The 22,323-nt window shown below is 38.5% G+C and carries 20 protein-coding genes and 2 pseudogenes; 10 read left to right on the top strand and 12 right to left on the bottom strand.

Annotation, left to right across the window (positions count from 1 at the left end):
* Window positions 1–64: 64 nt before the first annotated feature.
* The 6 genes and pseudogenes from H7N67_RS04465 to accB form a co-directional block, all read right to left on the bottom strand.
* The gene (locus tag H7N67_RS04465; protein WP_187939192.1) at window positions 65–613 is read right to left on the bottom strand and encodes a restriction endonuclease; all 549 of its coding nucleotides are present in this window, start codon (window positions 611–613) and stop codon (window positions 65–67) included.
* Complete coding sequence (locus tag H7N67_RS04460; RefSeq protein ID WP_187939191.1) at window positions 613–1,575, bottom strand: SAM-dependent methyltransferase; 963 nt, start codon at window positions 1,573–1,575, stop codon at window positions 613–615. Before H7N67_RS04460 ends, H7N67_RS04465 begins: the two co-directional genes overlap by 1 nt.
* A gap of 177 nt (window positions 1,576–1,752) precedes the next feature.
* Entirely contained in the window at window positions 1,753–2,286 is a 534-nt protein-coding gene (locus H7N67_RS04455) for an FkbM family methyltransferase (RefSeq protein ID WP_187939190.1), read from the bottom strand.
* Window positions 2,253–2,749 (bottom strand): annotated as a pseudogene (locus H7N67_RS04450) (hypothetical protein). The gene H7N67_RS04455 and the pseudogene H7N67_RS04450 overlap by 34 nt, the downstream one beginning before the upstream one ends.
* Before the next feature lie 22 nt (window positions 2,750–2,771).
* Window positions 2,772–4,139 carry an acetyl-CoA carboxylase biotin carboxylase subunit gene (locus tag H7N67_RS04445; RefSeq protein WP_187891598.1) on the bottom strand — a complete coding sequence of 456 codons (1,368 nt, stop codon included), beginning with the start codon at window positions 4,137–4,139 and terminating at the stop codon, window positions 2,772–2,774.
* A gap of 5 nt (window positions 4,140–4,144) precedes the next feature.
* Window positions 4,145–4,627, bottom strand: coding sequence for an acetyl-CoA carboxylase biotin carboxyl carrier protein (gene accB / locus H7N67_RS04440; RefSeq protein WP_187939188.1), 483 nt, complete (start codon window positions 4,625–4,627; stop codon window positions 4,145–4,147).
* Window positions 4,628–4,756: 129 nt separating this feature from the next.
* Between accB and dcd the strand changes: the two genes are divergently transcribed.
* A complete protein-coding gene (dcd, locus tag H7N67_RS04435; RefSeq protein ID WP_187939187.1) occupies window positions 4,757–5,323 on the top strand; it encodes a dCTP deaminase in 567 nt (188 codons plus the stop codon).
* 166 nt (window positions 5,324–5,489) lie between these two features.
* Window positions 5,490–7,745 (top strand): porin family protein, encoded by a 2,256-nt coding sequence (locus tag H7N67_RS04430; RefSeq protein WP_187939186.1) that lies wholly within the window; start codon window positions 5,490–5,492, stop codon window positions 7,743–7,745.
* Between the two features lie 91 nt (window positions 7,746–7,836).
* Here the strand turns inward: H7N67_RS04430 and H7N67_RS04425 are convergent, their stop codons facing one another.
* Window positions 7,837–8,517 carry a 16S rRNA (uracil(1498)-N(3))-methyltransferase gene (locus H7N67_RS04425; protein WP_187939185.1) on the bottom strand — a complete coding sequence of 227 codons (681 nt, stop codon included), beginning with the start codon at window positions 8,515–8,517 and terminating at the stop codon, window positions 7,837–7,839.
* On the bottom strand, window positions 8,518–8,949 hold the full coding sequence (locus H7N67_RS04420; protein WP_000892111.1) for a hypothetical protein: 432 nt from the start codon (window positions 8,947–8,949) through the stop codon (window positions 8,518–8,520).
* A 55-nt stretch (window positions 8,950–9,004) separates the two neighbouring features.
* Between H7N67_RS04420 and hemH the strand changes: the two genes are divergently transcribed.
* The 4 genes and pseudogenes from hemH (at window position 9,005) to H7N67_RS04400 (ending at window position 14,868) form a co-directional block, all read left to right on the top strand.
* Window positions 9,005–10,012 (top strand): ferrochelatase, encoded by a 1,008-nt coding sequence (hemH, locus tag H7N67_RS04415; protein WP_187939184.1) that lies wholly within the window; start codon window positions 9,005–9,007, stop codon window positions 10,010–10,012.
* 72 nt (window positions 10,013–10,084) lie between these two features.
* Complete coding sequence (locus tag H7N67_RS04410; protein ID WP_187939183.1) at window positions 10,085–10,756, top strand: SoxW family protein; 672 nt, start codon at window positions 10,085–10,087, stop codon at window positions 10,754–10,756.
* Between the two features lie 9 nt (window positions 10,757–10,765).
* On the top strand, window positions 10,766–13,576 hold the full coding sequence (gene ccsA / locus H7N67_RS04405) for a cytochrome c biogenesis protein CcsA (RefSeq protein ID WP_187939182.1): 2,811 nt from the start codon (window positions 10,766–10,768) through the stop codon (window positions 13,574–13,576).
* A 9-nt stretch (window positions 13,577–13,585) separates the two neighbouring features.
* A pseudogene (locus H7N67_RS04400) lies at window positions 13,586–14,868 on the top strand (glycosyltransferase family 10 domain-containing protein).
* Between the two features lie 12 nt (window positions 14,869–14,880).
* Here H7N67_RS04400 and gdhA read toward each other — a convergent pair.
* The 3 genes from gdhA to H7N67_RS04385 all read right to left on the bottom strand — a co-directional run bounded on the left by gdhA (window position 14,881) and on the right by H7N67_RS04385 (window position 18,343).
* A complete protein-coding gene (gene gdhA, locus H7N67_RS04395; RefSeq protein ID WP_121070950.1) occupies window positions 14,881–16,227 on the bottom strand; it encodes an NADP-specific glutamate dehydrogenase in 1,347 nt (448 codons plus the stop codon).
* 71 nt (window positions 16,228–16,298) lie between these two features.
* Window positions 16,299–17,123, bottom strand: coding sequence for a peptide chain release factor N(5)-glutamine methyltransferase (gene prmC, locus H7N67_RS04390; RefSeq protein WP_187939181.1), 825 nt, complete (start codon window positions 17,121–17,123; stop codon window positions 16,299–16,301).
* On the bottom strand, window positions 17,120–18,343 hold the full coding sequence (locus tag H7N67_RS04385; RefSeq protein ID WP_187939180.1) for a M48 family metallopeptidase: 1,224 nt from the start codon (window positions 18,341–18,343) through the stop codon (window positions 17,120–17,122). Before H7N67_RS04385 ends, prmC begins: the two co-directional genes overlap by 4 nt.
* Window positions 18,344–18,521: 178 nt before the next feature.
* Here H7N67_RS04385 and H7N67_RS04380 point away from each other — a divergent pair, with 178 nt between their 5' ends.
* Window positions 18,522–19,043 (top strand): hypothetical protein, encoded by a 522-nt coding sequence (locus tag H7N67_RS04380; protein ID WP_187939179.1) that lies wholly within the window; start codon window positions 18,522–18,524, stop codon window positions 19,041–19,043.
* A gap of 2 nt (window positions 19,044–19,045) precedes the next feature.
* Here H7N67_RS04380 and H7N67_RS04375 read toward each other — a convergent pair whose 3' ends face one another.
* Window positions 19,046–19,792, bottom strand: a complete 747-nt coding sequence (locus H7N67_RS04375) for an SPOR domain-containing protein (protein WP_187939178.1) — start codon at window positions 19,790–19,792, stop codon at window positions 19,046–19,048.
* 199 nt (window positions 19,793–19,991) lie between these two features.
* Here H7N67_RS04375 and H7N67_RS04370 point away from each other — a divergent pair, with 199 nt between their 5' ends.
* The 3 genes from H7N67_RS04370 to H7N67_RS04360 are packed head-to-tail and all read left to right on the top strand — an operon-like array spanning window position 19,992 to window position 22,312.
* Window positions 19,992–20,219: a hypothetical protein gene (locus H7N67_RS04370; protein WP_001191191.1), complete on the top strand. Its 228-nt coding sequence runs from the start codon at window positions 19,992–19,994 to the stop codon at window positions 20,217–20,219.
* Window positions 20,220–20,231: 12 nt separating this feature from the next.
* On the top strand, window positions 20,232–20,468 hold the full coding sequence (locus H7N67_RS04365) for a hypothetical protein (protein WP_000051175.1): 237 nt from the start codon (window positions 20,232–20,234) through the stop codon (window positions 20,466–20,468).
* Window positions 20,453–22,312 (top strand): primosomal protein N', encoded by a 1,860-nt coding sequence (locus tag H7N67_RS04360; protein WP_187939177.1) that lies wholly within the window; start codon window positions 20,453–20,455, stop codon window positions 22,310–22,312. The genes H7N67_RS04365 and H7N67_RS04360 overlap by 16 nt, the downstream gene beginning before the upstream one ends.
* Window positions 22,313–22,323 lie beyond the last annotated feature (11 nt).

Below are 22,323 nucleotides of genomic sequence, written 5' to 3'. Positions count from 1 at the left end.
AAAGATAAGACAAGCAAACTCTATTCCTAAAATATTTTGATCCACTCAATTCTATCTAAAAATATTAATCTAACTCTAAAATCCTCTCTAACTCTTTGATGAGGTTTGTAATTTCTTTCAGTTCTTTAAGATTGAGGGTGAGCTTATAATTGACTTGATTATCAGGATTCATTGGCACCAATTGCTTTTTAAATTCATTTTGTTTCATAAAGTATTTTCTTTCTTTATGAACGTAATGGATTTCATCTTTTTTAAAAATTCTATAAAGCAATTGGTCTTCGCACACTCCTAAGCAAATCAAAAAATCATAGTTGTATCGTGGGTTTATACCATTGAACTGAAAAGTGTTGTTGGTTCTGCCTTTTCGCGCTGTTTTGACCTCAAAAGACACACCGCTTTTTGTCATAATATTGTATTCATCATGAATAATGCCATCATTGATCACTTCATCTATAGCGTTAAGCGCACTTTTTAAAAACTCTTCGCCAATCTGCCCTATAGCGTTGGCTTCAAAATCTCTAATTTTTGAAAAAATAGCGTTGTAATCTTGCCCTAAATTCAATTCTTTATGTTTTTTTTCAATAATTTTTAAAAAAGTTTGTTCCAAATCCATCAATTATCCTTTAAACTATCCAAATGATCATGTAGGGCTTGAAAAATATGGCTTTTTCCTAAATGATAGCAAGAATTAGTCGCTAAACTTGCGTATTTTGTCCAATCAATTTCTTTGAATAGTTTTTTTAATTTAGCGTTTAAAACCTTGTCAGCGCTAGTAAATACCACAGCAATACCAGATTGATACTTAACTTTCTCAAAGTTCTCTACAATTTGTGTGCTTTTATAAAAAGTTGATGAAATGTAAAAAGACGCTTTTTGATTAAAAATCCACTCTTTACCGCATTCTCTGTTTTTAGCCAATGAAACCGTGAAAACCTTGATATATTCGCCAAAGGGTTCTTTATGGCGATTCTTATACCAAGAAAATTCACTTTTTTTATTTTGATACTTTTTGCTCCAAATTTGAAACACACAATGCACATCCACTTCTTTATTTTTAAAGTCTATAAACGCATTTTTTTCTAAGCGTTCGCTATAAAGCAGATTCAAACCTTTCACACGATATTTAATAGAGCCTTTTCCTTGACTTTCAAAGAACATGGGTAGGATAAAACACACAAAATCACAATTTCTAGCATGGTTGATAAATTCTAACGCCATAACCCCACGATGCCCAAAAGGAGGGTTGCCCAAGCAAATCACTTTTTGATGCGCAGGCAATTTATAATTTAAAAAATTGCATTGAATGAAACCATCTCTTTTGGGTTCAATGTCTATGCCAATGCGTCTATCTTTAGGAAACAAGTCATAAAACACCCCATCGCCTGCGCTTGGCTCTAAAAAAATAAAGTCATCTGGATTTTCGTATTTTTTAATAACTTCACAAGCTTTTTGGAAGCATTTTAAAGCCACACTAGGTTTAGTGAAATACTGATCTAGAACATTGCTAGAATTTTCTTTCATCTCATTGCCATTGACATAGCGTTTAGGGGTAATTTCTTTAAACAGGGTTTGCATGAAAAAATTTTACTATAAAACTACAAAACTTAATGCTGACTTTTTCTGATCGCTTAAAACCCTTAAATCATTGCTTAAGAAAATCCTTAAAACTTAAAAATTTTCTTCTAAATACTTCGTGTGGATTTTTGCTTGCCTGAAATCCGCATTTTCAAGCATTTCAAGGTGGAAAGGCTTTTAGCCTCCATACCAATTTCTAGGTAAGATTAGCGTAGGATTTTCAACCACATTATCTGCATCTAAAGGATGCGGGAATTCTGTGCAATACCCTAAAATATTTTTTACTCTATCTTTCCTAATAAAAGTGCATTCTACCACTTCAATGATTTCTAAACTATTATAATTAAAAATAGGACAACAATTATTTGGGTGCAAATGCACACAATAATGCGTTTTTAAAATTTTATTTAAAGCGCTTTGAACCATTTCAAAATAACTTTTATCCCATAAATATTTTAGCAAATGGATTTCTAAAGCAATGATCCTAAAACGATTCAATAATTTATCGCTCGCATTGATGAGAGCGAGGTATTCGCCCCCTTCAATGTCCATTTGTAACATTAAATCCCCTTCGCCCACTTGAGAGTTATTAACCCAAGTGTCTAGAGTGATGAAGTCTTTGTCGTTGGAACAACCGATGAATTTTTTGATAAAGGAGTAGTTTTCTTTGGGGATGTTCAATATCGGCTCATTGACCGATTTGTCTGCCATATATATATATATATATATATATACATATATCGTTAGGGTTTGTGGGCTTGCAATGGCGGTAAAAATCTTCTTCAAACGCACTCTCACCTCCCACGCCTGGCGAGAAAAGCGCTCTGATCCCTTCAAAATCATTGGGTATCAAATAGCCCCCATCATGCTTGGCTCCCCAACGCACCAGCTCATGCTCGGTTTTGATGGGGTGTAAGCTCTTAATGAACCCCTCTACCTTCTCTTTAGGGGTTTCAACAAACAATTCATTGATAGACATTACCCTTTCAGCTCGCCAAAGAATGGAATTGACTTGATTGGTTATAGAGTTGATTTGCTCTTTAATCGCTCCTAGAGTTTCAACATTAGAACGAACTTGCTCTTTAATCGCTCCCAAGTTTTCAACATTACGATACGCGTTTAAAAACCGATTGGGTAATAAACCCTTAAGAACCCTTTTAATCACTTGCTTCATTAAAATCTCCTTGCAATTAAGTTTAAAAATTTTCTTCCAAATACTTCGTGTGGATTTTTGCTTGCCTGAAATCCGCATTTTCAAGCATTTCAAGGTGGAAAGGAATGGTCGTTTTAATGCCTTCTACCTTAAATTCCTTTAAAGCCCTTTTCATCTTAGCGATCGCTCTTTCTCTGTTTTCCCCCCACACAATGAGCTTGCCAATCATAGAATCATAGTGCGTAGGCACGACATAATTAGCATGTGCATGCGAATCTAGGCGCACATTCACCCCACCAGGGGCGATCCATTCGGTGATTTTACCCGGGCTTGGGTAGAATTTTTTAGGATCTTCTGCAGTGATCCTGCATTCTATCGCATGCCCTTTGAGAGAAAAGCTTTCTTGCTTGGGCAATTTCTCGCCTTGAGCGATTTTAATCATCCACTCAATGAGGTTTAACCCGCTCACCATTTCGCTAATGGTGTGTTCCACTTGCAAACGAGTGTTCATCTCCATGAAATAAAAATCTTTCATGTTAGAATCAAGCAAAAATTCAAAAGTCCCCGCCCCCACATAGCCAATGTATTTAGCGGCCTTGATCGCTGTTTCTAGCAAACGCTTACGCACGCCTTCTTCTAAAACCACCGCTGGGGTTTCTTCAATGAGTTTTTGCTGGCGTCTTTGCACCGAACAATCCCTTTCGCCCACATGAATGACATTGCCATGCTTGTCGGCTAGAATTTGGACTTCAATGTGCTTAGGTTTGTTGATGAATTTTTCTAAATACACGCTCCCATCGCCAAACGCGCTCAAAGCTTCCGTTTCTGCGGCTAGATAAAGGTTTTTAAGCTTGGATTTATCTCCTACGACGCGCATTCCCCTTCCGCCCCCACCAGCGGCCGCTTTAATGATGACAGGATAACCGATTTTATCAGCGATTTCTTCGGCTTCCTGATAGCTTTTAAGCAGCCCTTCACTACCCTCAATCACAGGCATGCCGGCTTCTTTCATCACGCTTTTGGCTTTGGATTTATCGCTCATTAAGGCCATGACTTTCGCGCTTGGGCCAATAAATTCCAAAGAATGGTGCGAGCAAATTTCTACAAAGTTTTGATTTTCACTCAAAAACCCATACCCGGGGAAAATCGCATCGGCTTCAAACAATTCCGCCGCACTAATGATCGCAGGGATATTCAAGTAACTCTCGCTGGATTTTGCCCCCCCTATACACACTTTTGCGTTAGCCGTATTGAGGTAGTGGGCGTCCTTATCAGCGATAGAATAAATGGCTATAGATTCTTTACCCATTTCTTGAATGGTTTGGATCGCTCTTAAAGCGATCTCGCCTCTATTAGCGATCAAAATGCGCGAGAGTTCTTTTTTTTCCACCTTTTTGTTTTCTTTATTCATGGATTTTAAAGCTTTTCCACTTTGATGAGTTTTGTGCCGTATTCTACCGGCTGAGCGTCTCCCACTTCAATAGAAACCACCTTACAAGGGTATTCCACTTCAATTTCATTCATGATTTTCATCGCTTCCACAATGCCAATAATTTGCCCTTTTTTAAGCGTATCGCCCGCTTTGACATAAGGCTCAGCCCCAGGGGAGGGCGCATGATAAAAAGTGCCTACCATGGGCGAAAGCACGAAATCTTCTTTTTTATCCACAATAGGGGTGCATACCATAGGCACAGGGGTTTGAACGCTTGGCATGCTCGCTTCTACCATGATGGGGGCTTGGATGGAGGTTTGAGAATGAGCGGGATTTAGCGCATTTTTTTTCGCATAAGCGGATTCTTTATCCAAAACCAACTCAAGATGCTCATGCTTTAATTTCAAATGCCCTAAATCAGAAGCTTTAAATTCTTTGATCAACTCTTCAATTTCAGAAAGGTTCATAACGATCTATTCCTTATATTATTTTAAAATATGCCACAAACACATCATCTTACTAACCATAAGCGTTTTTAGCAAAAAATTATTGTTATAATAACATAATTATTAACAAACTTTAAAGGCTTTGTGCGTATGGGATTGAAAGCGGATTCTTGGATTAAAAAAATGAGTTTAGAGCATGGCATGATTAGCCCTTTTTGCGAAAAGCAAGTCGGTAAGAATGTGATCAGCTATGGTTTGAGCAGTTATGGGTATGATATTAGAGTGGGGAGCGAGTTCATGCTTTTTGATAACAAAAACGCTTTAATTGACCCTAAAAACTTTGACCCTAACAATGCAACTAAAATTGATGCGAGTGAAGAAGGGTATTTTATCTTGCCCGCTAACGCGTTCGCCCTAGCCCATACGATAGAGTATTTTAAAATGCCTAAAGACACCTTAGCGATTTGTTTAGGCAAAAGCACTTACGCCAGGTGTGGGATCATTGTGAACGTTACGCCTTTTGAGCCGGAATTTGAAGGCTACATTACGATTGAAATTTCTAACACTACTAATTTACCGGCTAAAGTCTATGCCAATGAGGGGATCGCGCAAGTGGTGTTTTTACAAGGCGATGAAATGTGCGAGCAAAGCTATAAAGACAGAGGCGGTAAGTATCAAGGGCAAGTGGGCATCACTTTGCCTAAAATTTTAAAGTGATTTGAAGAAAGATAAAAGCATTTATCCTTTGGGCGTTGTTTAATTTTTAATACAAACAATACCGCAATTTCTTAAAATGTATTATAATACGAAACTTCAGTTTGATTGAGTTACAAACTCTTTGAGAACAAAACGCTAAACCATTTAGGAAATTTAGGAAAATACCATGCTAAGATTCGTTAGTAAAACGATTTGTTTGTCCTTAATCGGCTTGTTCAACCCTTTAGAAGCCTTTCAAAAACACCAAAAAGACGGCTTTTTTATAGAAGCCGGGTTTGAAACCGGGCTATTAGAAGGCGCGCAAACCAAAGAACAAGCAATAACCCAAAACACCCAAAACACCCAAAAAATCTATGAAAACCCCCTAACCCACCCCCAAACCAAAGAACAACCTAAAGAACAAAACAAAGGCGATACAGCCACCCCACAAAGCGTCTATGGGAGATACTACATCCTCCAAAACACCATTTTAGAAAAAGCGACTGAGCTATTCACAGCGGCTAATATCAATGGCAACGGCTTAACTTTTTATTCTCAAAGCCCTGTGTATGTGATGGCATATAATCAAGAAAATGCCGAGTTTGAAGGCTATGGCAATAACAGTGTGGTTGTGATACAAAACTTCCTGCCCTACAATTTAAACAATATTGAGCTGAGTTATACAGATGCTCAAGGTAAGGTGGTTAATTTGGGCGTGATAGAGACCATCCCTAAAGATTCTCAAATCATTCTGCCTGCAAGCTTGTTTAATGATTTTTCCAACGATTCATTATTCAACTCTGATGGCCTCCAACAACTCCAAACCACTACCACCCCCTTTTCTGACGCTAACACGCAGAGTTTGTTTGAAAAGCTCAGTCAAATCACGACCAATCTTCAAATGACTTATGAGAATACAGATCCGTTTTCTAGCGGCAACAATGATCCTAATGGCCCTCTCGCTTCTCCTAAACCTCATTATGAATGCCCTGGTTATAAAAAGAGTTGTCAAGTCGCTTCGGTGTCTTTCACCCCACAAACCGCAGAAGAATTGACCAATTTAATGTTGGATATGATTGCGGTGTTTGACTCTAAATCTTGGGAAGAAGCCGTTTTAAACGCCCCTTTCCAATTTTCTAACAGCCCATCAGAGTGCGGCATTGATTACCCCAAATGCGTGAATCCCTTTAATAACGGGCTTGTTGATTCTAAAGATGAAAAATACGCGCTAACCCCAGAAGAAGTTATCAATAGTTATAGAGTCGCCAATGAACTTACCGTGAACCTCTTGAATGCGGCCAAGGGGTTTTTAGGGCTAGGATCCCAACTGGGTAGCGCCAATGCCCCCGATGATAATGGCTTCAATCAAGGTGTTTTAGGGATAGCGCCTTTTGCCTTAGATCCTGAAAAGTTGTTCGGTAAAAATTTGAATAAAGTAGCTATTTTGGAATTAAGAGACATTATCCATGAGTATGGTCATACTTTAGGTTATACGCATAATGGGAACATGACTTATCAAAGGGTGCGTTTATGCCAAGAAGGAAACGGGTCAGAGGTGCGCTGTGAGGGCGGGCATGAAGTGGAGAAAAACGGCAAAGAAGAGCTAGAATTCAGTAACGGGCATGAAGTGCGAGACCATGATGGTTACGACTATGATGTTTGCTCTCGTTTTGGCGGCAAAAATCAGCCCGCTTTCCCCAGCAATTACCCCAATTCCATCTACACCAATTGCGCTCAAGTCCCTGCTGGGCTTATAGGGGTTACTACCGCTGTTTGGCAACAGCTCATCAATCAAAACGCCCTCCCTATTAATTTCGCTAACCTAAATAGCCAAACCAGCCATTTAAACGCTGGGTTGAATGCGCAAAATTTTGCAACCTCTATGGTCAGTGCGATCACGCAAAATTTTTCCACCACTTCCACCACCACTTACCACTCTTCAAGTAAAAATTTTAGAAGCCCTATTTTAGGGGCCAATGTTAAAATAGGCTACCAACATTATTTCAATGACTACATAGGGTTAGCCTATTACGGCATCATCAAATACAACTACGCCCAGGCTAACGATGAAAAAATCCAGCAATTAAGCTATGGTGGGGGAATGGATGTGTTGTTTGATTTCATCACCACTTATGCTAATAAAAAGCAAGACCATCCAACTAAAAAGGTTTTTGCTTCCTCTTTTGGGGTGTTTGGGGGGTTAAGGGGCTTATACAATAGCTACTATGTCTTCAATCAAGTCAAAGGAAGCGGTAATTTAGATATAGTAACCGGGTTTAATTACCGCTACAAGCATTCTAAATATTCCATAGGCATTAGCGTTCCTTTAATCCAAAGCGGTATTAAAATCGCTTCTAATAATGGCATCTATGCAGACTCTGTTGTTTTGAATGAAGGGGGCAGTCATTTTAAAGTGTTTTTTAATTACGGGTGGATTTTTTAAATTTTAAAACTTTGCTTTACTTGAAGCTTTTTAGCAAAAAATTAAGATCTTAAGTTTTTAGAATTTGTTTTTAAAACTTTTGCGATACCCCCTAAATTTGCGCGATACTCGCTACAAACACGCACGCACTCTCAGATTTTAGCACCATATCTAACGGGATGCGATAAATTTCACGCTCTTTAAAATACTCCCTTTCTTGTTCGCTAAAGCCCCCTTCAGGCCCTATGATAATACCCTTTTCAAAATCCGTGCTTGCGGGTAAGGTTTCGCCGTTAAAATCTAAAACGCTCGCTTTAGGGTAGGCGTTTAACGCCTCTTTGGTGTTTGGAAACGCTTCCAATTCCATTAAAGCACTGCGACCGCATTGCTCGCAAGAATGGATCAAAATCTTTTGAAAGCGCTCTAATTTGGCGCTGTCTATTTTTTCATTACGCTGGCTAAAATCCGCATAGAATAAACTCAACTTGCTCACGCCTAACTGGTTTAAAAAGGGTAGGATTTTTTCAACGCTTTTGATTTCAATCACGCTTAAAATCAAATGCGTTTTTTTATTAGCCATAATCTCTAATGGTTGCGCGCCCACTAGCCTTAAAAGGGCGTGTTTTTTAGCGATTTCTGCATGCTCATAGGTGTATAAAAAGCCGTCTTTTAAATTCCTTAAATCCAAACGACTCGCGCTTTTGATACGCCTTGAGCGGTATAAATGGATGTAACTCTCGCCTTCTATTTTTAAAGTAGGCTCTTTGGCTAAAGGGTGATAGACAAAACGCATTCAAATGCCCATTAACACGACGATAAGAATCGTTTCTAAAAAATACAGGATTTTAGCTTTTTTGATATAGGCTTTCATCCTTTCTTTTTTGGTGATAGCGAATTTCACGCTTTTATGGCGTTTGATTTCTGCAATCAGCATCAACAATAACCCTAAAAGCATGATAACAGCGCTAAAAGAAAATTCAAATTGTTGCATCGCCCAAATAAAAACCCCACTCAAAAGAGCGATGCTTAAAAGAATGTAAATCGCCGGCATGACAAGATAGATTTTTCGGTTCAATTGGATGAAATTCTTTTCTTTAAAAAGGGTGTAAAGATTGATCATAAACGCTAGGGCGAGCAAGGCGGCAAAAAAGGCATGGATCAGCAAGGATTGAGCCATCACAGAAGAATCTTGTGTATTTAATGCTTGCAAACTCATCTCTAACATTAACTTCTTTCTAACGATTTATTTTTTATTAATCGTTTTATTTTAGCATGCACTAATGAATTTGATCAATGAAAAGCTTAATAATTTAGAAAATAACGCCACAAAATCCCCCAAAGAAGCGGTTGTTCTTTTGAATATGGGAGGGCCTAACAGCCTTTATGAAGTGGGGGTGTTTTTAAAAAACATGTTTGATGACCCCTTTATCCTTACCATTAAAAATAATTTCATGCGTAAAATGGTGGGTAAAATGATCGTCAATAGCCGTATAGAAAAATCCAAAAAAATCTATGAAAAATTAGGAGGCAAATCCCCTTTAACGCCTATCACATTCGCCCTTACAGAGCGTTTGAACGAATTGGATCCTACTCGTTTTTACACCTATGCGATGCGTTATACCCCCCCTTATGCGTCTATGGTTTTGCAAGATCTAGCCTTAAAAGAAATAGAAAGCCTGGTGTTTTTTTCCATGTATCCGCAATATTCTAGCACCACCACCCTTTCTAGTTTCAATGACGCTTTTAACGCTCTCAAATCTTTAGAAACTTTCCGCCCTAAAGTGCGAGTGATAGAGCGCTTTTATGCTGACAAAAAGCTTAATGAAATCATTTTAAACGCGATTTTAAACGCCCTAAACAACCGCAAAAGCCAGGATTTTGTCTTAATCTTTTCCGTCCATGGATTGCCTAAAAGCGTTATTGATGCGGGCGATACTTACCAGCAAGAATGCGAACACCATGTGAGTTTGTTGAAAGAATTGATGCAACAAAAAAATATCCCTTTTAAAGAGGTTTTACTCTCTTACCAATCCAAGCTAGGGCCTATGAAATGGCTAGAGCCAAGCACTGAAGAATTAATAGAAAAGCACCGCAAGTCTAATATTGTCATCTATCCTTTGGCTTTCACGATTGATAATTCTGAAACGATCTATGAATTAGACATGCAATACCGCTTGATGGCAGAGCGCTTGGCGGTTAAAGAATATTTAGTTTGCCCATGCTTAAACGATTCTATAGAGTTTGCAAAATTTATCATTGGATTAGTTAAAAACCTTAAAAGTGAGTGAAATTTGCATAAAAAACGATTATTATAGTAAAATACCGAGTTTTCAAATCTATTAAAAAATAAAGGTTATTACATGTTTTCACTTTCTTATGTTTCCAAGAAATTTTTAAGCGTTTTATTATTGATTTCGCTGTTTTTAAGCGCTTGCAAATCCAACAATAAAGAAAAGTTAGATGAAAATCTTTTAAGCTCTGGCTCTCAAAGCTCCAAAGAATTGAACGATGAGCGAGACAATATAGACAAAAAGAGTTACGCTGGTTTAGAAGATGTTTTTTTAGACAACAAGTCCATTAGCCCTAATGATAAATACATGCTTTTAGTTTTTGGGCGCAATGGTTGCTCCTATTGCGAAAGGCTTAAAAAAGATCTCAAAAATGTCAAAGAATTGCACGACTATATTAAAGAGCATTTTAGTGCTTACTATGTCAATATCAGCTACTCCAAAGAGCATAATTTTAAGGTTGGCGATAAGGATAAAAATGATGAAAAAGAAATCAAAATGTCCACAGAAGAATTAGCGCAAATTTATGCCGTCCAATCCACCCCTACGATTGTTTTATCCGATAAAACCGGTAAAACCATCTATGAATTGCCCGGCTATATGCCCTCTACGCAATTTTTAGCCGTGTTAGAATTTATCGGCGATGGGAAGTATCAAGACACAAAAAACGATGAGGATCTCACTAAAAAATTAAAGGCTTACATCAAGTATAAAACCAACCTTTCTAAAAGCAAATCCAGCTAGGAAAGTCTAATGAAGAATCTCAAAAGCCTGCTTTCTTTTTTGCTGGCTTCTTTTTGGGTCGCTATCCCTTTAATCGCGCTCTATGCCTTAGCGTGTGCGATAGCCACTTTTATAGAAAACGATTACGGCACGAGCGCGAGTAAGGCTATTGTGTATAACACCCCTTGGTTTAATTTCTTGCATGCGTATTTGTTGGTGGTTTTAATAGGCACATTCATTAGCTCTAAAGCTTTGAAGCGCAAAAGATACGCGAGCCTTTTTTTCCACAGCTCCTTGATTTTAATCATTTTAGGGGCAGCCATCACGCGTTTTTTTGGCGTAGAAGGGCTTATGCATGTGCGAGAAAATAGCGCGCAAAGCTCTTTTGAAAGCTCGGACACTTACCTTAATATCACCCTAAACGACGAAAAAAAACTTTCTTTAAAAACGCCTTTAACTTTTTATTACTCCAAACGATTAAAACCCATTCATGCTACTTTAGATCACAAGCCTTTAATTTTAGAACCCTTAGAGATTTACAAGCAAAACGCCATTAAAAAAGATGACGCTACCATTTTAGTGTTAAAAGCGACCTATAACGGCGTGAGCCACAAATTCAACCTCATTAAAACTAACAGGAATGAAGGCGTAGAAGAAAGCGAGATGTTTAAAGACGATAAGCTTTCTTTAAGTTTTGGATCGGCTTACATTGAACTGCCCTTTCAAATCAAACTGAAGCGTTTTGAATTAGAGCGCTACGCCGGCTCTATGAGCCCTTCATCCTACGCTTCAGAAGTGGAAGTTTTGAAATTGGATAACACTTTAATCAAACCTTATAGGATTTTTATGAACCATGTTTTAGATTATGAAGGTTATCGCTTTTTCCAATCTTCCTATGATACGGATGAAAAAGGCACGATCCTTTCTGTCAATAAAGACCCGGGTAAAATCCCCACTTATTTAGGGTATGCGATGCTTATTTTGGGAGCTTTGTGGTTGCTTTTGGATAAAAAGGGGCGTTTTTTAAAGCTTTCACGCTTTTTAAAATCCCAACAAGCCGCTAGTTTCTTACTCGCTTTAATTCTAGTCAGCCCTTTTACTTCTTCGTTCGCCAATGAAGGCCAAATTGACATGCATGGGGGCAAAAGCGCTAAAATTGAGCGACAAAAAATAGAAAATCCCGCTAATAAAGAAGATTCTAAAAGCACGATTTTAGAGCGTTTGAAACATTTAAGAGAGTATTCCAAAGACCATTTAAAAGCCTTTCAAAGGCTTCAAGTCCAGGATTTTGACGGGCGTATCAAACCCCTTGATACCATTAGTATTGAATATGTCCATAAGATTTTAAGAAAAGATGATTTTCAAGGGCTAAACGCCATGCAAGTGCTTTTAGGGATCATGTTTTTCCCCAATGATTGGCGTAGCGTTAAGATGATTTACACTTCCAATAAAGCCTTAAGAAAGCTTATCGGCACGCCTTTAGACGAAAGCCGTATCGCTTTTAGAGATGCGTTTGATAGCCGTGGGTATAAATTAAAAAATTTGGTTGAAGAAGTCAATCAAAAATCCCCCAATGCACGCAACGAGTTGGATAAAGACGCGCTAAAAGTAGATGAACGCATCAACTTAGTCTATACGCTTTTTAGTGCTCAATTTTTACGCATTTTCCCTAGCGATAAAACCACCGCTTGGCTCTCGCCCATTGAAGCGATCAACAGCCCCAATAAAGAAATTTCAAGTGTGGCAACGGGGTTTTTAAAAAATATTTTTAGCGGGTTTGATGACGCTTTGAAAACCAATCAATGGGATAAAGTAGAAAAAACCCTAAAAGATTTAAGCGTCTATCAGCAAGAGCATGCCAAAAACCTCTATTTATCTTCTTCAAAAGTGGATTCTGAAATTTTTTTAAACCACACCAATTTTTTTAACAGCCTGACCTTGCCTTATATCTTTCTAGGGTTATTGCTTTTTATCGTTGTGATCAGCTCTCTGGTTAAAAACACCCCCCCTAATATTTGGCTCACTAAAATCCTTTATATGGCTATCTTGCTTTGCGCGATCGCTCATTCTATGGGGCTAATCTTGCGCTGGTACGTGAGCGGGCATTCGCCTTGGAGCAACGCTTATGAGTCCATGCTTTATATCGCATGGGCTTCTGTTATTGCAGGGTTTATTTTACGATCCAAACTCGCGCTATCGGCTTCTAGCTTTTTAGCCGGTATCGCGCTCTTTGTGGCTCATTTAGGCTTTATGGACCCTCAAATCGGCCCTTTAGTGCCGGTGTTAAAATCCTATTGGCTCAATATCCATGTCTCTGTCATCACCGCTAGTTATGGCTTTTTGGGCTTGTGTTTTGTGCTAGGGATTTTAAGTTTGGTTTTGTTTATTTTGCGCAAACAAGGACGTTTCAATTTGGACAAAACCATCCTCTCCATTAGCGCTATCAATGAAATGAGCATGATTTTAGGCCTGTTCATGCTCACAGCCGGGAATTTTTTAGGTGGGGTGTGGGCGAACGAATCTTGGGGGCGCTATTGGGGGTGGGACCCTAAAGAAACTTGGGCGTTGATTTCTATTTGCGTCTATGCTTTAATCTTGCATTTGCGTTTTTTAGGCTCTCAAAATTGGCCCTTTATTTTAGCGAGCAGCAGCGTGCTAGGGTTTTATTCGGTTTTGATGACTTATTTTGGCGTGAATTACTACCTTTCTGGCTTGCACAGCTATGCCGCAGGCGATCCTTTGCCGATCCCTACTTTTTTATACTTTTTGGTAGCGATACCTTTTGCTCTCGTGATCTTGGCGTATTTCAAACGCCATTTGAGTTTGCCTAAATTGGTTTAAAGGGTAAAAATGTTCCAACCCTTACTAGACGCCTTTATAGAAAGCGCTCCAATTAAAAAAAAATTACCTCTAAATCTCCCCCCCTAAAAATCGCTGTGGCGAATTGGTGGGGAGGCGCTGAAGAATTTAAAAAGAGTGCTCTGTATTTCATCTTAAGCCAACGCTACAAAATCACCCTCCACCAAAACCCTAACGAATTTTCAGATCTCGTCTTTGGCAGTCCTATTGGATCAGCCAGAAAAATCCTATCCTATCAAAACACTAAACGAGTGTTTTACACCGGTGAAAACGAATCGCCTAATTTCAACCTCTTTGATTACGCCATAGGCTTTGATGAATTGGACTTTAGAGATCGTTATTTGAGAATGCCTTTATATTACGCCAGCTTGCATTATAAAGCCGAGAGCGTGAATGACACCACTTCACCCTACAAACTCAAATCTGACAGCCTTTATACTTTAAAAAAGCCCTCCCATCATTTTAAAGAAAACCACCCCCATTTATGCGCAGTAGTGAATAATGAGAGCGATCCTTTGAAAAGAGGGTTTGCGAGCTTTGTCGCAAGCAACCCTAACGCTCCTATAAGGAACGCTTTCTATGACGCTTTAAACGCTATTGAGCCAGTTACTGGGGGAGGGAGCGTGAAAAACACTTTAGGCTATAACGTCAAAAACAAGAGCGAGTTTTTAAGCCAATACAAATTCAACCTGTGTTTTGAAAACACTCAAGGCTATGGTTATGTGACTGAAAAAATCATTGACGCTTATTTCAGCCATACCATTCCCATTTATTGGGGGAGTCCTAGCGTGGCGAAAGATTTTAACCCTAAGAGTTTTGTGAACGTTTGTGATTTTAAAAACTTTGATGAAGCGATTGATTACGTGAAATACTTGCACACGCACCCAAACGCCTATTTAGACATGCTCTATGAAAACCCTTTAAATGAAATTGATGGGAAAGCTTACTTTTACCAAGATTTGAGTTTTAAAAAAATCCTAGATTTTTTTAAAACGATTTTAGAAAACGACACGATCTATCATAATAACCCTTTCATTTTCTATCGTGATTTGAATGAGCCTTTAGTATCTATTGATGATTTGAGGGTTAATTATGATGATTTGAGGGTTAATTATGATGATTTGAGGGTTAATTATGAGCGCCTTTTACAAAACGCTTCACCTTTATTAGAACTCTCTCAAAACACCACTTTTAAAATCTATCGCAAAGCTTATCAAAAATCCTTACCTTTGTTGCGTGCCATAAGGAGATGGGTTAAGAAATTGGGTTTGTAAAATTGGGGGTAATCAAACCCCTTGGGCTATCATCGCAGACGCCACTTTTCTAAAACCAGCGATATTAGCCCCTAAAACAAAATTAGTAGGGTCTTTAAACTCTTTAGCGGTTTGAGAGACATTCTTATAAATCTCTTTCATGATGTGGTGTAATTTCGCATCCACCACTTCAAAACTCCAAGGGTGCATGCTCGCATTTTGTGCCATTTCCAAGCCGCTCACGCTCACCCCCCCAGCATTAGCCGCCTTGCCTATACCATAAGAAATCTTAGCCTGCAAAAACAATTCAACCGCTTCATTGCTTGAGGGCATGTTCGCCCCTTCAGCCACGCATTTGCACCCATTAGAAAGGAGAGTTTTAGCGTCTAAAACGCTCAATTCATTCTCAGTCGCGCTAGGAAAAGCCGCAAAACAAGGCACATGCCATATGGCATTCCCCCCTTTGGGGTAATTTTCTGTTGGGGTGTATTTCGCACTCTTTTTTTCTAAAGCGTATTCTTTGATCCTCCCACGACGCACTTCTTTAATTTCTTTCAAAAGCTCTAAATCAATGCCGTCTTTATCATAAATCATGCCATTAGAATCGCTCGCCGTTACCGGTTTGGCTCCTATTTGAAGCAGTTTTTCAATGGTATAAATAGCGACATTACCGCTCCCAGAAACGCTGCAAACCTTACCCTCTAAAGAGCTGTTCCTTTCTTGCAACATTTCTTCAGCAAAATACACGCACCCATAGCCGGTAGCTTCTTTTCTGCACAAGCTCCCCCCATAAGTTAGCCCTTTACCGGTCAATACGCCCTCAAAACGATTGACTAATTTTTTGTATTGCCCAAACAGATAGCCAATCTCTCTTTCACCCACTCCAATATCCCCAGCTGGCACATCAGTCGTGGCCCCAATGTGGCGGTATAATTCATTCATGAACGCCTGGCAAAAACGCATGATCTCATGCTCGCTCTTCCCTTTAGGGTCAAAATCGCTCCCCCCCTTAGCGCCCCCCATAGCCAAAGTGGTGAGCGAATTTTTCAACACTTGCTCAAAGCCTAAAAACTTGATCACGCTTTCATTCACGCTAGGGTGGAATCTCAAACCCCCTTTATAAGGACCAATAGCCGAATTGAATTCAACCCTACACCCCCGATTGACTTGGATTTGATGGTTATCATCTAGCCAACACACCCTAAAAAAAATCTCCCTTTCAGGCTCAATCAAACGCTCTAAAATCGCATGCTTTTCATAGCTTTTATCGCTGTCTAAAAGGGGTTTTAAAGAAGTGATAGCTTCATAGACGGCTTGATGGAACTCTTTTTGATAGGGGTATTTTTTCTGTAAAGATTGGAGAATTTTTTCAACATACATGAGTGGCATCCTTTATTGTTTTAAGTGTTTTTATTGTAACACTAAAAGGGTAATTAAGTTTTAACTTTATCTTAAAAACTTTTTAAAACGCCTATAAACCCTCTATCAAAGCCACTCAAATCCTTGTAAAACTCTGCATCATAACCGCAAAATTCCAAGCATTCTTTCAAGCTTTTTAACTGGTCATACCCCATTTCACAAACCAAAAAAGGAATTTTTAATCCAGCGGCTAAAAGAATGATTTCTTTTAAGATTTCATCGCCTTTAACCCCCCCAAAAAGGGCTTCGTGCGGTTCTTTGAGGACGGATTTTTCCAAAGGATAATTTCTAGCGATATAGGGCGGGTTAGAGACAAGCATTTCTATCGTTGGCATGCGATCCCAAAGATGCGTTTGTTTTAAAAAAATACGCTCTTTTAAATTAAAGCGTTCAATATTTTTTAACGCCACTTCTAAAGCTCTTGGTGAAATATCGCTCGCATGAATACAAAGTTTAGGGTTTTCTAAAGCCAAACTCACGGACACGCATCCGCTCCCTATGCCGATTTCGCCTACCTCTTTTAAATGGTATTGAGAAATAATATCAAGGGCTTTTTGGACCAAAATCTCGGTTTCAGGCCGTGGGATTAAAACATGCTCATTCACAAAAAAAGAGCACCCATAAAAATCACAGCTTCCTAATAAATACTCTATGGGGCAGTCATTTAGGCGCTTTCCTACCAATTCAAAAAAGCGCGCCTCTTCTTCGTGGGTTAATTCCAAATGCTCATGCGTGTGCAAAAAAACCCTTTCTTTTTGCAAGACAAAGCCTAATAAAATTTCGGACTCTAACCCCCCCCTAAAGCCTTTTTGCGATAATTCTTTTTTGGTTTTGTTTAGGGCTTGTGAAAGGGTCATTCAATTTCATAATCCAAAGCTTTTAAGCGCTCTAATAGCGGCGGGTGCGTGAAATACAAGAAAACATAAAAAGGGTGCGAATAGGGGAACGCTTTATTTTCATTCACAATGGACACTAACGCTTTGGCTAAAGTCTCTTTAGAGCTTAAACTCGCCCCAAACTTGTCCGCATTGTATTCATTTTTTCGGCTAAAAAACCCGATCAAAGGCATGGCGTAAAAGGAAAACACCGGCAAAAACAAGAGTAAAATCGCAATCAAACTCGCTGGCGTTTGCGAGACATTAAAGCCTTCAAAAACCAACGGCGGCAAATGAGCGATCAAAGCAAAAACAAGAGCGAGCAAGCCTCCCATAATCCCTAAATTTTTCAACAAATCCTTATTTTTAAAATGCCCTAATTCATGCCCTAAAATGGCTAAAAGTCCTTCTGTCCCAACTTTAGAGATCAGAGTGTCAAACAACACCACCCGCTTGTTTTTACCCAAGCCCCCAAAATACGCGTTCAATCGCCCGTCCCTCTTGCTAGCGTCCATCACAAAAATGCCTTGAGATTTAAAACCCACCTTATCCATCATGCTTTCAATTTGACTTTCCAAATCCCTATTATTCAATGGGGTGAATTGGTTGAAAAGCTGGGCGATTTTAGGGTAAAAAAGATTAGCCAAGATCATAAAAACAAACACGACAAAAAACGAGCTAATCTCCCAATGTTCCACATGTTCAATGATCATAATGAGAGTGTAAATCAACAACAACCCCACGCTTAAAGTGAGCGATAACCCTTTGAAAAAATCCTTAAAAAACAACGACAAGCTCACTTTAGAAAAGCCAAATTCTTTATCCAAATGCATGGTGGTGTAGTAGCTAATGGGTAAAGCTAAAACGCTTTGAATCGCTAAAAACAACAAAGCAAACACCAAGTAACCTAGCGTTTCAGGAAGGTTTAAATAATGCGTGAGATCTTCTAAATGCGTCAAACCAAAAAAGACCCAACCAGCAAAGATGATTCCGTCTAAAATTTGAGAAATAATGGATAATTGCATTTTCCTAATGGCATAATTTCCCGCTTCTTCATAATCCTTTTGTGGGAGTAAAACAGGCTTCTCGCAGAGCTTTTGGCGGATAAATTTCAATTGCAAAATATCGCCTATAATGTAAGGAGTCGTAAAAAAGAGCAAATAAAAAATACAAATTATCATATCTATCCATATGTCAAGCATATTCCAAACTCCTTTCTTAATTGATTTGCCAATAAAAGTATGGGAATTATAACAATTTTTCAAAAATTTACCATAAAATTAAATAAGTATGGTAGAAAAAAGAGGCTGTTTTTGAGCGTTTTTAATCCAATCATAAAAAGCTGTGTTATCCAACCCGCTATCAACAAAAAGGTTTGTCATGTCCTATTCTTTTAAAAAGCGTTTTTTAATCGTTTATACCCTTTCTACCTTGCTTTTAGTGGGGGTTTTGTTAGCGTTATTTTTCTTTTATGCGAAAAACAACCTTTTAGAAAACACCCAAATACGCATGCAATACACCGCTGATGCGATCGCTAAAAGCCTTTTAGAGTTGGATAATGCCTCTTCTTTGGAGCCTTTAAAAATCCTAGAAGAACGATTCAAAAACACCCCCTTTGTCTTATTAGATGCGGATAACAAAGTCAAGTTTTCTAATATCGGGGCGTTTGTGGCCTCTTTTAAAAATGACGCAATCAAAACCCCTTATTTTGCGTTTAAAAAACAAGGCTTTTACCTCACAGACAGCACCCCAACTAACCGCTTAGGGGTTTCTAAAATCATTATTGCAGAAGAAGAAATTCAAAAAAATTTTATCCCCCTTTATAAAATGATAGGCTATGCGTTTTTGGGTGCGAGTTTGTTTGTCGCGCTAATAGCCATGTGGCTTTATAAAATCCAATAAAACTATTTTTCCACCAACACGGGCTTATTTTTAAAGCTTTTAATTGCATTTTCAAGCTGTTTTAGGGCTTCTTCTTTCGTTTTATAAGGGCCAATAAAATAATGCGTGAGAGAGTCTTTTTTCTTTATTTGGTAAGGGAAAGTTTTGAGCGTTTGCAAAAAATCCTTACTGGGCGCGTTCAAAAAAGCCCCAATCTGCAAGTAATACCCTTTAGGGATACTCGCATCTTTTAAATTAGGTTTTACTAAGCTCTTTTTATTTTCGTTTTTAGGCGGCTCTTTTGTTAAAGGCTGGGATTGATTAATAGCGGTCTCTTGCTTATGGGCTTTCTTGATTTTTCTTTTCACCTTTTTGCTTTCTATATAAAAATCATATAGATCATGGATTCTTTGCTTCACATAAGCTTCATAGCAATTCTTATAAATCGGGCTATTTTCAATAGAAGCCTTGGGGCTTATTAGCATAACCAACGCCACGCATTCTTCATGGGCGACTTTGAGCCATTCTTCTTCGCTTTGCTCCAGGATTTCTTTGATTTTAGGGAACTCATACTGCGTGCCTTTTCCCATATTTTCTAACATTTCTATAAGTTCTTCATGGACTTGATTGAGCCTTAATTGGATAGGGGGTAAATTTTTGGGCGTATTTTGAACGCTTTTAGGATCGGCTTTTTTATCTTCTAAACCAACAGCGTTTCTTAAAAAGAGGAAAACCAACAACAGAGTCATTTTCAATATATTTTTTTGCATTTATCATTCCCTGTCAAGCTCTCTATCTTATTACTTTATGGTAATCAAAAATACCAAATACCGCCATAAGAATTGCTTAAAAATAGGATTTGGTTGCTTGATTTTATGGTAAAAGTCATTACCTTAAGGGGATAGGGGTATTTTGCGATAATTCAATAGCTTTGATATAATAACTTTTAAAAACCATGAAAGGCTTACTATGCAATCTTTAAGTTTGTTAAACCAATTGGGCGCTAAAATTGACGAATTGATTGAAAAAATCAAAAAACAAGAAGAAGAGTTGAACGCTTTACGCCAAGCAAACACCACCCTGAATGTGCAAAATGAAGAAAAAGACATTCAGATCGCTATTTTATACGATGAATTGAGCGCTAAAGATAAGGGTATTCAAGGTCTTTATGACAAAATCTCTGATTTATTGTCATAAACCATTAAAAACATGTCTTTAGAAAACGATAGCTTAGAAATCACTTATTCAGGCAAACGCTATAAAATCTCTCTCAATAACACCTTTAGCGATGAGATGAAACGCACCCTAAAGGAGCGTTTCCATAACCAAGAATTAAACGCTTTAGAGCTTTTAAAGGACTATTTGCATGAAAGTTGCCAGAACGAGTATTTGCATAATGAACTCCAAAAGCTTTTAGAAAAAATCTCATCATGTTCTATCACTTAATCGCTCCTTTAAAAAATAAAACCCCCCCTTTAACTTACTTTTCTAAAGAACGGCATAAAAAAGGAGCGTTAGTCAATATCCCTTTAAGGAATAAAACGCTTTTGGGCGTCGTTCTTGAAGAAGTTTCAAAACCCTCTTTTGAATGCCTAGAGTTAGAAAAAACCCCTTATTTTTTACTCCCTTTTCAAATGGAGCTAGCTATTTTTATCGCTCAATATTACTCGGCTAATCTTTCTTCAGTCTTAAGCCTTTTTGCCCCTTTTAAAGAATGCGATGGAGTGGGGTTAGAAAAAATTGAGCCTACTCTTAATGCGTTGAGTCAAACGCAAACCAACGCTTTAAAAGAATTGCAAAAACATCCAGCAAGCTTGCTTTTTGGCGATACGGGCAGCGGGAAAACCGAAATTTATATGCATGCAATCGCTCAAACTTTAGAGCAAAAAAAAAGCGCTTTATTACTAGTGCCAGAAATCGCTCTCACCCCTCAAATGCAACAACGCCTTAAAAGGGTTTTTAAAGAGAATTTAGGCTTGTGGCATAGCAAACTCTCTCAAACCCAAAAAAAACAATTTTTAGAAAAGCTTTATTCGCAAGAAATCAAATTAGTGGTAGGCACACGAAGCGCGTTGTTTTTGCCCCTTAAGGATTTGGGTTTGATTGTTGTAGATGAAGAGCATGATTTTTCTTATAAATCCCATCAAAGCCCTATGTATAACGCTAGGGATTTATGCTTGTATTTATCCCATAAATTCCCTATTCAAGTGATCTTAGGCTCTGCTACGCCAAGTTTGAATAGTTACAAACGCTTTAAAGATAAGGCTTTAGTGCGCTTAAAGGGGCGCTACACCCCCACGCAAAAAAATATTATTTTTGAAAAAACGGAGCGTTTTATCACGCCCAAACTCCTAGAAGCGCTAAAACAAGTCCTAGACAAAAACGAGCAAGCCATTATTTTTGTGCCTACAAGGGCTAATTTCAAAACCCTGCTGTGCCAAAATTGCTATAAAAGCGTTCAATGCCCCTTTTGCAGCGTGAATATGAGTTTGCATTTAAAGACCAACAAACTCATGTGCCATTATTGCCATTTTTCAAGCCCTATCCCTAAAATTTGCAGCGCGTGTCAAAGCGAAGTTTTAGTGGGTAAAAGGATAGGCACCATGCAAGTGTTGAACGAGTTGGAAGGCCTTTTAGAGGGAGCTAAAATAGCGATCTTAGATAAAGATCACACCAGCACGCCAAAAAAACTCCACAATATTTTAAACGATTTCAACGCTCAAAAAACCAATATCTTAATCGGCACTCAAATGATAAGCAAGGGGCATGATTACGCTAAAGTGAGTTTGGCGGTTGTTTTAGGCATAGACAATATCATTAAATCCAATAGTTACAGGGCCTTAGAAGAAGGCGTGTCGTTACTGTATCAAATCGCTGGGAGGAGCGCTAGGCAAATTTCTGGCCAAGTGTTCATTCAAAGCACCGAAACGGATCTGTTAGAAAATTTCTTAGAAGATTATGAAGATTTTTTACAATACGAATTGCAAGAAAGGTGCGAACTCTACCCGCCTTTTTCAAGGCTGTGTTTGTTGGAATTTAAGCATAAAAACGAAGAAAAAGCCCAACAATTGAGCCTAAAGGCCTCTCAAACCCTTTCTTTGTGTTTAGAAAAGGGCGTAACGCTCTCTAATTTTAAAGCCCCCATTGAAAAAATCGCTTCCTCTTATCGCTACCTTATTTTGTTGCGTTCCAAAAACCCTTTAAACCTAATCAAAAGCGTGCATGCGTTTTTAAAAACCGCCCCCAATATCCCTTGCAGCGTGAATATGGATCCTGTGGATATTTTTTAAAAACTCATGTT

This window comes from Helicobacter pylori (assembly GCF_014498195.1).
GTDB classification, from domain to species: domain Bacteria; phylum Campylobacterota; class Campylobacteria; order Campylobacterales; family Helicobacteraceae; genus Helicobacter; species Helicobacter pylori_DO.
This window is presented reverse-complemented; position numbering and strand designations above follow the sequence as displayed.